The organism is Moraxella sp. CTOTU46711, from assembly GCF_031975715.1.
Classification (GTDB): Bacteria; Pseudomonadota; Gammaproteobacteria; order Pseudomonadales; family Moraxellaceae; genus Faucicola.
Genome location: NZ_DALYMP010000002.1, coordinates 112,091 through 124,561, shown reverse-complemented (window position 1 = coordinate 124,561; position 12,471 = coordinate 112,091). Strand labels below are relative to the sequence as shown.

Genomic DNA, 12,471 nt, shown 5'->3' with positions numbered 1-12,471 from the left:
TTATCTCATCATTTTTTAAAGGCGGATTATGATTAACTCAACTCATAGGTTTACAGCTTCAATTACCTTGCTGGTCGCAGCGTCATTGGTTAGTTTTACGACTAACGCTCAAATACCATTAAAAGCGCCAAAAAAGGCTAATAAGGATGGTTTATATTATTATATAGGTTCAGTTACTGTTTCTGGTAATGCTGAGTTTACTCATCCAGAAGATGATATAACCCCTTGCTTTTTATGTTTTCACGCTGACAGTGCCTCAAGCAAATTAATCCCGCGCGTGAAATCAGACGGTCGAGAAGGCAATGCTTGGTTCACCTTTAGTAATGGTGAATTCAAAAATAATACGTATAGATTGTTAGATATGTCGATTAACACTAAGAAATGTTATGACCCTTTACCCATGACGGTTCAGATTAATAACTACCGAGCTGATTTGGCAGAAACTGAAACTATTGATGACGCAAGGTTAGTCAAGGTTATTAAAAAAGGCAACTTAAAAGAAGTTAAATGCACTGAAAATTTTTAGCAATTATTAAATTAAATATCTTAAACGAAAGAAAAGGAATAACCATGAACCTAGGACTCGATTACCAACTTGGCGATGACATCAACGCCCTACGCGAAACCGTCAAAGCCTTTGCCGATGCCGAAATCGCCCCACGCGCTGCCGAACTTGACCGCACCGACCAATTCCCGATGGACTTGTGGCAAAAAATGGGCGAGCTTGGGCTACATGGCATCACCGTACCCGAAACTTACGGCGGCGTGGACATGGGCTATGTGGCGCACATGGTCGCCATGGAAGAAATCAGCCGCGCATCAGGCTCAGTGGCGCTAAGCTATGGCGCGCACTCCAACCTATGTATCAACCAAATCAAACGCAACGGTACAGAAGCCCAAAAACAAAAATACTTGCCAAAACTCATCAGCGGTGAATTCATTGGTGCCTTAGCCATGAGTGAGCCCGGTGCCGGCTCAGACGTGACCAGCATGAAATTACGTGCCGAAGACAAAGGTGGCGTATATGTACTAAACGGCTCAAAAATGTGGATTACCAATGGACCTGATGCCGATGTGATGGTGGTGTACGCCAAAACCAACCCAGAGCTTGGGGCAAAAGGCATCACCGCGTTTTTGGTAGAAAAAGGTATGAAAGGCTTTTATACCGCGCAAAAACTCGACAAACTGGGTATGCGCGGTAGCCACACAGGCGAGATGGTATTTGACAATGTGGAAGTGCCAAGCGACAACATTCTGGGTGGTCTTAACAACGGCGTTAAAGTCTTGATGAGTGGCTTGGACTACGAGCGTGCGGTACTCGCCGCAGGTCCCATTGGGCTGATGCAAGCGGTGATGGACAATGTCATTCCCTACATCCACGACCGCAAGCAATTTGGTCAAGCCATCGGTGAATTCCAGTTGATTCAAGGTAAAGTGGCGGACATGTACACCACCTTACAGGCAGGGCGCAGCTTTCTCTACACCGTGGGCAAAAACTTAGATATGCTAGGCTCAGACCATGTGCGCCAAGTGCGCAAAGACTGCGCCAGCGTGATTTTGTGGACAGCGGAAAAAGCCACTTGGATGGCAGGAGAAGGTATCCAAATCTTTGGTGGCAATGGCTATACCAATGAATACCCACTGGGTCGTATTTGGCGTGATGCCAAGCTATATGAGATTGGCGCAGGTACCAGCGAAGTACGACGCATGCTGATTGGTCGTGAGCTGTTTAACGAAACCGCTTAATTGATTAGCTTTATCAGCACAAGCCCTAGCTAAAACTAGGGCTTTTTTATTAGATTGTCAAAATAGGTTGTCAAAATCCGCCTTATTAGCCATGCGCTATGTTAAGGTTGATTGTAAAATCGTTTGGTATTGCGCCGGTTTGAGACGGGGTCCGAATTGCTGAATGATTTGGCTTGCAACGCTACTGGCTAATTTGCCACAATCTGCCAACGCATGACCGTGCGATAGCGCGTATAAAAAACTTCCCGCAAAATTATCCCCTGCGCCATTGGTATCTAGCACTTGGTCAACGGGTAGCGATGCCACGTCAATCAATTTTGTTTCACGTGAAACATCATCTCGCACTGCAATGATTGACCCTGCTGCACCATTGGTGACCACTGCCATATTGGCGACTGACAATAACGCCGCTGCTGCTTGCGAGTGACTAGTTTGTTTGGTAAATAGCTGCGCTTCATCACAGTTACAAAAAACCGCATCCACGCCACCCTCTAGCATGGCATCAAGTCCTTCACGACCAAACTTGACCACTGCAGGGTCGGCAAAACTGACCGCGATTCTAGCCCCTTTGTCTTTGGCTTGTTGTTTTAGCTGAGCAATCGCCTGTTGTACCGAGGGTGACATGGCAAGATAACCTTCAAGGTATAACCAATCAGCATCATTTAGCGCATCAAACTCAATATCGGTTTCGCTGATTTCTGCTGAAGTGCCCAAATGCGTTTGCATGGTGCGCTCGCCATCTGGGGTCACCATCACCATACAGCTACCTGTGGTACCATCAGCAAATGACTTGGTAGACGTCTTGATACCTGCGGAATTTAAATCAGCCAAATAAAAACGCCCTGCCTCGTCTTCACCGACTCGGCAAGCGTAAAAACTCTCTGCACCAAGGCTTGCGGCGGCATAGATACTGTTGGCAGCCGAGCCACCGCCGGCTTGTTTGGTCGCGGTGATGTTTTGCGTGGTGAGCGAGGCGATGAGGTCAGCTTGCTCACTGTGACTGGCTAGGGTCATATTGCCTTTGGTCAGGCCTGTGGCGTTAAGCTGTGCATCGGTGACGACAAATTCACTGTCAACTAACGCGTTGCCGATGGCGACGATTTTTGCCATTGTGGTTCCTTTTTAACGATTTTGGAAAAAATAGATGAGTTAAATTCAATGTGGTGTCATTGTAAATTAAAACCGTCAAAGTTAATATCTGAAAATTGGCTGACAGGGGCAAATGATTGGCGCTGTGTTATCTGTGGTATCTGTGTTTTTTTGCCTTTATAAAGCAGGTTTTGACCCCATTTACCTAAAAATAAATCCGACAAAACTGCTATACTTTCTGTTTTTTTACAGTTGGTTTTGCTGATAAATTCTGACAAATATTATTATGACACACAGGTAACTTCATGCCCGCAACTTCTCACGACTCTGCTTTAGATTTGACCTTACACCCTGCTTTTACTCTACGCTCTCATGAGCGTATCGATGCGCTATCGCTTGATGTGCTGGTGAGCGAACATAACGCCACTGGGTTGATTCATTATCACCTCGCCCACCCGAGTGATGAAAATGCCTTTATGATTGGCTTTCGCACCCAGCCGATGACCGACCGTGGTGAAGCGCATATTTTGGAGCATACCAGTCTGTGTGGCTCTGAAAAATATCCCGTGCGCGACCCGTTTTTTAGCATGATTAAGCGCTCGCTTAATACTTTTATGAATGCGTTTACCGCGGCAGATTGGACGGCGTATCCGTTTGCCACCCAAAACCGTCAAGATTATTTTAACTTGTTGTCGGTGTATTTAGATGCGACATTTTTCCCAAGTTTAAATCCGCTCGATTTTGCCCAAGAAGGGATTCGTGTGGAGCTTGATGATGACGGCAAACCCCAGTATAAAGGCATTGTGTTTAATGAAATGAAAGGCGCGATGAGTGGCGAGATTGACCAGTTGTATCATACGTTAGCGCGTCATTTATTCCCCACAACCACTTATCACTACAATTCTGGTGGTGAGCCTGCTGCCATTACTGAGCTGACTCATGCTGATTTGGTCAAGTTTCATCAAAGTCACTATCACCCCAGCAATGCAGTAGTGATGAGCTTTGGCAATATCCCTGTGGCAGAGACCCAAGCCCGTATCCATGAGGATGCATTGGCGGTGGCAGGCAAAGCGTTTGCTAAAGGGCAAAAACACGCCTCACGACTCGAAAAATCATTGACCGCGCCAATCAGTGTGACGGACACTTACAGTGTCGATACGGTGAAACCCAAACAAACCCATCACGTCATGGCATGGTTATTACCATCGATTTTAGACGGTAAGCAGCGTCTGGCTATGCGATTACTTGAGGGCGTATTGGTTGAACATGCAGGTTCGCCGCTGCGAGCGTATCTCGATAGCCATCCGCTGGCATCTGCCCCAACGCCGCTACTGGGCTTGGATGATAGCCATTATCAGATGGTGTTTTATGCGGGTGTCCGTGGCTCTGAACCTGAGCATGGCGATGCCATTGAGCAAGGGATTTTGGACTTACTCAAACAAGTGGCGGACCAGCCTGTGGACAGTGAAGCGATTGAAACCATTTTGCACCAAATCGAAATCGACCAACGTCATATCGGTGGCGATAGTATGCCATATGGTCTAAATTTGATGCTAGAAGGCTTTAGTACTGCTATCCACGACGGCGACCCCATGCATGTGTGGGATATCGATGAAAACCTAAACTGGCTACGTGAGCAAGTACAAAACCCTGATTTTATCGCCAATTTGATTCGCAGCTTTTTGCTCGACAATCCGCATCGCGTGCGTTTGACACTCATCCCTGATGCGAGCAAATCTGAGCAACAGGCCAAGGATGAGCAAGCCAAACTTGATACCATTGAAGCGGCACTGACCGATGACAGCCGTAATGCACTCATCAGTCAAGCCAAAGCCCTTGCCGAACGCCAAGCTACGCCTGATGATGTGGATTTGCTACCTAAAGTGGGATTGGCGGATATTCCTGCCCAAATTCAATTTAAAACAGGTACAAAACGTGATATCACCCTAAGTGGTCTGCCAAGTACGTTGTATGAATATGAAGCAGGCACCAACGGTCTGTACTATTATCAAGTGATTATGCCGCTAGAGGGTCATGAAGCGCTCATCAATCACCCAGATTTACCAACGTATCTGAGCTTGATCAGCGAAGTGGGCACGCGAAAACACGATGCCTTAGCATTTCAAGCGCGGCAAGCACGCCATTCAAGCGGTGTGACTGTCAGAATCAGCCAGCGCACGTCACCTGATAATCCCGAAAAAATGGATAGCTTCTTGGTGGTCGCTACCCGCTCATTGTCACGTAAATTTGAAGCCATTGAGCTGCTTAAAGAAGTACTCAACGACACTATTTTTACTGAATATGCGCGGATGGAAGAGCTACTGACCCAAAAACAAATGGGCTGGCAATCGCGCCTTGCCAATGCAGGTCATGCGTATGCCATGCAAACAGCGAGCCGTAACACCAGTAAAATCGCCCGTCTTGAATATGTACGCGGTGGTTTGCCTGCATTAAATAGCTTAACTGAATTTTTGCAGCAAGCGGAGCAAGATAGCAGTGCGTGGCAAAAGCTAGGAGAGCGATTAGCCAATTTACATAGCTACATCAAAGCCTTGCCAAAACAAGCGCTCATCATCGCCGAAGCAGAGATATTACCGACGCTGCAGCAAGCGATTAGCGAGAGCTGGCAAGCCCCTGTTGATGAGCCTACCGCTACTTTAATCGAATCGCCCATTACCACTGACGGTAACGATATCGCGTGGCTTGCGCAAACCAATGTATTTCATCATGCGCTTGTCTTTGACGCCGTGCCGACCAATCATCCCGATGCCCCTGCCTTGATGGTGCTCTCAAGCGTACTACGCAACAACTATCTGCATCGTACCATTCGTGAGCAAGGCGGGGCGTATGGCGGCGGCGCGAGCTATGATAGCAATGCTTGCTCTTTCAAGTTTTATAGCTACCGTGACCCGCGTGACCAAGCCACGTTTGATGACTTCTTGGGTAGTATTGATTGGTTACTCGCGCAGACCACAGGCGAAAAAACTGATGCTTGGATTGAAGAAGCGATTTTAGGATTGATGGCAGGCATGGATAAGCCCGCAAGTCCTGCGGGTGAAGCGGTCAAGGCGCTGTTTGCTGAGTTGCATGGTCGCGGCAAAGACTGGCAACAAGCGATACGTGCCAAAATCTTGGCGGTCAGCCTTGATGACTTACAGCGAGTGACAAGAACTTATCTTAAAGACAAGCCTTACACACGCGCAAGCCTTGCGCCGTTTGATAAAGCTGAACTCATGCAAAACATGGGTTTTCAGATTGAAAAAGTGCTATAACAAACGTAACAATAAAATTAATCATCTTAATAAAAAAGGCGCTATTACTAGCGCCTTTTTTTCATCTTTTACACTACCCTTTTTACACAACCACTAATTCAATTTTACCCAGTCCGTCAATTTGACCCAGTATGGTATCGCCTTTGACCACCGCACCGACGCCCGCTGGCGTGCCTGTAAAAATCAAATCCCCTGCTTTGAGTTCAAAAAACTCGGATAAATTGGCAATGGTCTCTGCCACATTCCAGATTAACTGATTGATATTGCCTTGTTGTTTGGGCTCGCCATTCACTGCCAGTGAAATATTCGCTTGTTGTATGTCAGCAACGCTAGCAACGGGATAAATTTCGCCAATGGGTGCCGAATAGTCAAACGCTTTGCCAATCTCCCACGGACGACCGTTTTGCTTCATTTCGTTTTGTAAGTCGCGGCGCGTCATGTCGAGCCCCACGGCATAGCCAAAAATCAGCTCATGAGCCTGTGATACACTCACATTAGCGCCCTCTTTGCCAATCGCAACCACCAATTCTACTTCATAATGTAGCGCTTCCGTTTTAGTCGGATAAGGCAATTGGGCAACGCTATCGGGTCGAACCGCAATAATCGACTCGCTGTCACCGGCTTTACAAAAGAAAAATGGCGGCTCACGGTTTGGGTCACTGCCCATTTCTCGGGCGTGGTCGGCATAGTTGCGCCCCACGCAATACACACGGCGGACAGGAAAAGTTTGCTCGGATTGATGGATGGGCAGTGCCACCACTTGGCTGGGTGGAAAAATCGTATTCATGGTGATTCTACTTGGGTGGTTGGGGTATCGGATGGCGGCTGGGTGATGGCGATATCAGTGACATGTTGGTCAGCTGCTAAATTGCTAGTAGGTTGCCACGCTTGCAAAAATTTATCATGGCGCAGGCTATTGTCTTGATTGGTGAACGATTTCAGATAGTCTCGGGTGGTGGATTCCCATTGCTCACTTTGCTCAGCTGAAAATTGTCCCGTGAGTCGTTGGTAGCGCAAAAAAATCAGCCACGTATTGAGCACATCACTTTCACAATAAGTGGTGAGCTTATCCCATGCCTCTGCTTGCACCATAGGCACCACATCATAGCCGTCCAACGCTTGCTTGCCTGCAAAGCCGCATAGGGATGCAACGACATCGAGTTTTTGCGAGGTGCTATTCATGGCAAGCTTTACCATCAAATCGGTATGACGGTCATGATAGCGGTTGATATAGTTGTTGTATCTCATCTCACCGGTTTGGCTAAACAGCTTGGGCGCGGTTAGACCATGCTGTAACGCCCGATACACCATGACGGGTATATCAAAGCCCTTGCCATTCCAACTCACCAACAACGGATTTTTTTCAATGGCATTAAAAAAGGTTTGAATCATTTGCGCTTCGCTATGGTCAGCCAGCGACAGCGATTTGAGGGTCATTTTGCCACCCGCCACCCACAACACCGAAAGACAGGCGATTTGGTGCAAAGGCAGGGGCATAAAAGGATGCCCAACATCTTGCTCACGCAGTGCCATAAGCTTGGTCATGGCATCGTTATCCGATAACCCAGCTAACTCAGGGTATAGCCGCTTGCCTGTGGCAACATCGGGTATGGTTTCGATATCAAATACTAAAATCGGCGCTGGCGTAGCCATAATACTTCCTTGTTAGTTTCTGCTTTCTGCTTTAGGTTATTGGGTATTAAGCGTCATCTTTAATCCCAAACAACCCTGTTGATAGATAACGATCGCCACGGTCACAGACGATAAATGCAATCACCGCATCCGGGTGTTCTTTAGCGATTTGGTATGCTGCCCACGCCGCACCACCGGATGATACCCCCGCAAAAATCCCTTCTTCGCGGGCAAGCTTACGCATAAACACTTCCGCATCGTGCTGCTCGATGTCCATCACCCTGTCCACCAAACTTGGCTCAAAAATCTTTGGTAAATAGGCGGCTGGCCATCGGCGAATCCCTGCGATATTAGCGCCTTCAGCGGGCTGTAAACCGATAATTTGCACGTTTGGGTTTTGTTGTTTTAGGTATTTGGACACGCCCATGATGGTGCCTGTGGTCCCCATTGAGCTAATAAAGTGGGTAATTGTGCCACTTGTTTGCTGCCAAATCTCAGGACCTGTGGTCAGATAATGCGCTTGTTTGTTGTCAGGGTTATTAAACTGGTCGAGTACGATGCCTTTGCCTTCTGCCTGCATTTGCTGGGCAAGGTCGCGTGCCGATTCCATGTTATCGACTTCAATCAATGTCGCCCCATACGCTGCCATCGCGTCTTTACGCTCTTGGGTAGAGTTGCTAGGCATAATCAGCGTCATGGCATAGCCGCGCATTGCCGCGACCATGGCAAGGGCGATGCCTGTATTGCCACTGGTGGCCTCAATGATGGTGTCGCCTGGCTTGATAGTGCCACGCAGTTCCGCTTGATAAAACATATTGTAGGCAGGGCGGTCTTTCACTGAGCCCGCTGGATTGTTGCCTTCAAGTTTGGCAAGCAGGGTGGCTGTGCCTTGGTCGGTTTGCGGTGCAAATCGCGCCAGCTTGACCAGTGGCGTATGACCAATGCAGTCATTAAGCGTGCTGGTTTCAGTGATAAAATTATTATGGGTCATAAGACAACCTTAGTTTTTGGCCATGAACTTTTGATAATACGAGTTTTGCGCAGACGCATTTAGTCTAGCTTATAGATTAGCTAGCGTTGATTAGTTTTTTTAACAGTAAATTTTTTGGATTACGCGCGTAGTTTAGCAAAATTCGTATCACCCGTCAGTGGCGAATCATGATTATTATGCAAGTCATTTTTCCACCGCTACCCCATCCAATTTTATCTCGATTGTTTGCTGGGGTATAGACTTGTCAAAAATTTACTTGAAACAAAAACCCTAGCGGCACAAGCAAAATTGGCTAAAATCCTATAAAATGAAACGCTATACCCCAAAACCCTGATAAAAATCTGATGCCTAAATTAGGCTGATGCAAGGCTAGCAATGTGAGCAAACGATTTCACTTGGATTTTTCCACCGCTTATGGACAGTTGATACTGTTGGTGTTTTTGCCGATTAGCGCACTCGCCTTGACGGGTGGTTTTTTGGTGTTATCAGATACCAGCCGTGCTGCGCGTACCATTCAGCAATCAACCGCCGATAATTTGCTGGTGACTCTGCAGCCAGTCGCCGCTTCTATGCAGACGAATCTGCTTAAAATCAACCAAGCGCTATCTACAACTACCACTCAGCCTAATAGCAATAATGGCTCAAGTAAAGATGGCTTAAATAAAGATAACTTAAACAAACACAGCGCAAATAAAGCTGAACTATCGCCCAAAGAATTGGCGACACTGCAAGCCAATGTGAAATTTGCCTTACAAAATACTATCAACGACAAACACTTGCAAGGCGTGGCGATTGTCAACGAACAAAGCAAAGTGTTGGTCAGTTTTGGGGATTTGTCACAACAGCCCAATCCGCGCTTGTTGCCTTTTTTGGGACGCCACCTTGAGGCGCAAAGCAATACACAGCAAACTTATTTATTGACGCAGCTCAACACCCAATCCAACAGCTTGTTTAATAGCAATGGTAGTAGTTTATTTGGTCGAAAATTGGTACTAAGCCCGCCCGCCAATGCGACTGCCCCACTACCGACCTTGTGGCTTATTGTCAATATTGATAATGAGCCGCTACAAGTGGCTCGCTATCAAGTGATGTTAGCGTTAGCGATTACCGGACTCTTTACTATTTTACTGCTGCTATTGACCACCCACATATATGCCAGACGCTGGATTGCGCCGATTTATGAGATGCGGTTACATTTGCAGCGCACCAACGCCAACAACCTGTATAAACCGATGACCATCAACGCCAGTGGGGAAATCAACCAACTGCAACAGGATTTGGTCAAGACCTTAAGACGTCTGCATAAAAGTTTCCAAGAACTCAAAAATCATGCCGAGCAGACCGAAGATGATTTGCGATTGGCTTTTGACGAGATGGAAATGCAAAACATCTCCATTCGCAATGCGCGTGATGCGGCGGTTTCAGCCAGTCAAACCAAATCGGCATTTTTAGCCAATATCAGTCACGAGTTACGCACCCCACTTAACAGTATTGACGGGTTTATCAACCTATTATCCCGTCATGGCGGCTTAAACGCCGAGCAAGACTTGTACGTGCAAACGATTCGTAAGTCTTCAGCGCACCTATTAGCACTGGTCAATGACGTGCTTGATTTTTCTAAGATTGAAGCCGGTAAACTGGTACTGGATAGTCATGAATTTGACCTGTATGCCAGTATCTACGATGTGGTGGATATGCTATCGCCACTGGCGGCAGAGAAAGATTTACGGCTGGCGGTGTTCTTCTATGACGATGTGCCGCATTATCTGGTGGGGGATGCGTTACGCACCAAGCAAGTGTTGACCAATCTTGTTAACAACGCCATCAAATTTACCGATGATGGCGAGGTCATTGTGCGGGTCAGTCTGGATGATGACATCGATGATTTAATTCATATCAGTGTGCAAGACACAGGGCGCGGGATTTCGCCTGAGCATCAAAAAGTGCTGTTCCAAAGTTTTTCGCAAGGCGATCCTTCGATTACTCGCCAGTACGGCGGTACGGGGCTGGGGTTGGTGATTTCAAAACAGCTTACCTATCTGATGGGCGGCAATATTGGTTTTTATGACAACGCCACTGAGCAAGCGGGTGATGCGAGCCAATCGCACAAAATCAAAGGCACGACGTTTTGGTTTACTTTGCCGATGAGCATCAGTAACCAAGAGCAGCAGCGGCTGCTTATCCATGACCCTATCTGGCAGTTACCCGCCATCATCGCGCCAAAAACCGATGCCGGTTATTTAGCGGCTGATACCACTACTGCGGTAAATATCTTGGTTTGGATTGACCATCTTGCAAGTTTACAAGTGTTAAAAGGCTCGCTGCGTGAATTGCCAATTGCCATTACTACCGCAAGTACGCTAGCAAGCCTACTTGAATCGCTCAAAGAAACAGGCAATCACTGGGATTGGGTCATCGTGGACAATGGTACCACTGAGGACACCACGTCGCTGCTCAAACAAGTACGCTTACATTATGCCGGTAAATTGCTACTATTTGGCTATCAAGTGAATCTTGAGCCAGAATTGTTGTCGCGTTACCAAGCACAAGCCTTGTATCAGCCGCTCGATCGTCGCCAACTTTATCAGCTGCTCGATAGCAATTCTGCCAGCAGCCAAGAGCCCACACTGCCGCAGTGGCATGGCTTTACTGTGCTTGCCGTGGATGACCATCTGCCCAATTTGTTGGTACTAGAAGCGTTATTGGCTGAGCTGAGCATTAATGTGGTGACGGTTAATAGTGGGTTTGATGCCATTGAATACATCACCACCCACCAGTCACAAAGCGATACTGCCGTAGATTTGATTTTTATGGACATTCAAATGCCAAGAATGTCAGGCAGCGAGGCCGCTATCCAAATCCGTAAGGTTGAAACGCAAGCAGGACATAAACATATCCCGATTATTGCCCTGACCGCCCATAGTCTATCGGATGAACGCGATAAATTATTGGCGTCTGGGATTGATGACTATGTGGGCAAGCCAATCAGTCAAGCCCAGTTATTGCAAATCCTGCAACGCTGGTTGGGTAAACACAGCACGTCCGTGTCCGCTGATGTGACTTTTGACTCAACCGCTGATGTGGCTTCTGACAAATCGGCTATCAACTCACCCATCTCGGCGCGGTCGATAACGTCTGTGGCAAATAACCTGCGTACTGCATCTGCAACCCCCAAAGAGAGTGCCGTATTTGCTCATACGCCATTAGCCGCCTCAACGACTACCGCCGATGACAACGCTAATCTACCAAGCCTGCCATCGGTCAGCAGTCAGCATAGCGCTGAGTCACTAGCAAGTCTTGCGGTCATTGATTGGGATGATGCGGTGATGCGGGTAGCAGGTAAGCCTGATTTGGCAGCCAACTTGATTACCCTGCTGATTGAGTCGATTGAGCAGGAAAAAAGTGACTTGCAGCAGGCTTGGCAGCGCCACGACAGACAAGCCTTGTCCCACGCGGCGCATCGCATTTTAGGGGCGAGTCGTTATACGGGCGTACCACAGCTACGTCAAGCCAGTCAAAATCTTGAAGACAAGTGCTTGCTAAATATCAACAATAGCTCGCCTGCGCAATTTGCCATTTTGGCGCCTTATTATGAGCAAATGCTACAAGCGCTCGATAACTTGGCACAGGCTGATTTGAGCCAATTCCCTGCACTCAAATATGCCCAGCTCAAAGAAAACGACATGACCTGGAAGATGATTTGACACCCATCACCACAATGCCTCCTAGGTTTGGCATACT

The 12,471-nt window shown here is 47.5% G+C and carries 8 protein-coding genes; 4 read left to right on the top strand and 4 right to left on the bottom strand.

All coding sequences use genetic code 11. From position 1 onward, the window contains the following. Positions 1-28: 28 nt before the first annotated feature. On the top strand, positions 29-526 hold the full coding sequence (locus tag RTJ53_RS04425) for a hypothetical protein (RefSeq protein ID WP_312276022.1): 498 nt from the start codon (positions 29-31) through the stop codon (positions 524-526). A gap of 44 nt (positions 527-570) precedes the next feature. Further along, complete coding sequence (locus tag RTJ53_RS04420) at positions 571-1,746, top strand: isovaleryl-CoA dehydrogenase (protein ID WP_204155243.1); 1,176 nt, start codon at positions 571-573, stop codon at positions 1,744-1,746. Positions 1,747-1,842: 96 nt separating this feature from the next. Here the strand turns inward: RTJ53_RS04420 and RTJ53_RS04415 are convergent, their stop codons facing one another. Further along, positions 1,843-2,856, bottom strand: coding sequence for an adenosine kinase (locus RTJ53_RS04415; protein ID WP_312276021.1), 1,014 nt, complete (start codon positions 2,854-2,856; stop codon positions 1,843-1,845). A 284-nt stretch (positions 2,857-3,140) separates the two neighbouring features. On the opposite strand from RTJ53_RS04415, the gene RTJ53_RS04410 reads away from it, so the two are divergent. Continuing rightward, on the top strand, positions 3,141-6,107 hold the full coding sequence (locus RTJ53_RS04410; RefSeq protein ID WP_312276020.1) for an insulinase family protein: 2,967 nt from the start codon (positions 3,141-3,143) through the stop codon (positions 6,105-6,107). A gap of 82 nt (positions 6,108-6,189) precedes the next feature. Here RTJ53_RS04410 and RTJ53_RS04405 read toward each other — a convergent pair whose 3' ends face one another. The 3 genes from RTJ53_RS04405 to cysM are packed head-to-tail and all read right to left on the bottom strand — an operon-like array spanning position 6,190 to position 8,730. Beyond that, a complete protein-coding gene (locus tag RTJ53_RS04405; protein WP_312276019.1) occupies positions 6,190-6,894 on the bottom strand; it encodes a fumarylacetoacetate hydrolase family protein in 705 nt (234 codons plus the stop codon). After that, the gene (locus RTJ53_RS04400) at positions 6,891-7,760 is read right to left on the bottom strand and encodes a 3'-5' exonuclease (protein WP_312276018.1); all 870 of its coding nucleotides are present in this window, start codon (positions 7,758-7,760) and stop codon (positions 6,891-6,893) included. The genes RTJ53_RS04405 and RTJ53_RS04400 overlap by 4 nt, the downstream gene beginning before the upstream one ends. Before the next feature lie 46 nt (positions 7,761-7,806). After that, complete coding sequence (cysM, locus tag RTJ53_RS04395; protein ID WP_312276017.1) at positions 7,807-8,730, bottom strand: cysteine synthase CysM; 924 nt, start codon at positions 8,728-8,730, stop codon at positions 7,807-7,809. Positions 8,731-9,107: 377 nt separating this feature from the next. On the opposite strand from cysM, the gene RTJ53_RS04390 reads away from it, so the two are divergent. Beyond that, positions 9,108-12,434, top strand: coding sequence for an ATP-binding protein (locus tag RTJ53_RS04390; RefSeq protein WP_312276016.1), 3,327 nt, complete (start codon positions 9,108-9,110; stop codon positions 12,432-12,434). Positions 12,435-12,471 lie beyond the last annotated feature (37 nt).

What these genes read in the sequence shown, in the direction of transcription:
- RTJ53_RS04405 (WP_312276019.1), bottom strand. Translation starts at nt 6,894, where the DNA reads ATGAATACGATTTTTCCACCCAGCCAAGTGGTGGCACTGCCCATCCAT.
- RTJ53_RS04400 (WP_312276018.1), bottom strand. Translation starts at nt 7,760, where the DNA reads ATGGCTACGCCAGCGCCGATTTTAGTATTTGATATCGAAACCATACCC.
- RTJ53_RS04420 (WP_204155243.1), top strand. Translation starts at nt 571, where the DNA reads ATGAACCTAGGACTCGATTACCAACTTGGCGATGACATCAACGCCCTA.
- RTJ53_RS04410 (WP_312276020.1), top strand. Translation starts at nt 3,141, where the DNA reads ATGCCCGCAACTTCTCACGACTCTGCTTTAGATTTGACCTTACACCCT.
- RTJ53_RS04415 (WP_312276021.1), bottom strand. Translation starts at nt 2,856, where the DNA reads ATGGCAAAAATCGTCGCCATCGGCAACGCGTTAGTTGACAGTGAATTT.
- RTJ53_RS04425 (WP_312276022.1), top strand. Translation starts at nt 29, where the DNA reads ATGATTAACTCAACTCATAGGTTTACAGCTTCAATTACCTTGCTGGTC.
- cysM (WP_312276017.1), bottom strand. Translation starts at nt 8,730, where the DNA reads ATGACCCATAATAATTTTATCACTGAAACCAGCACGCTTAATGACTGC.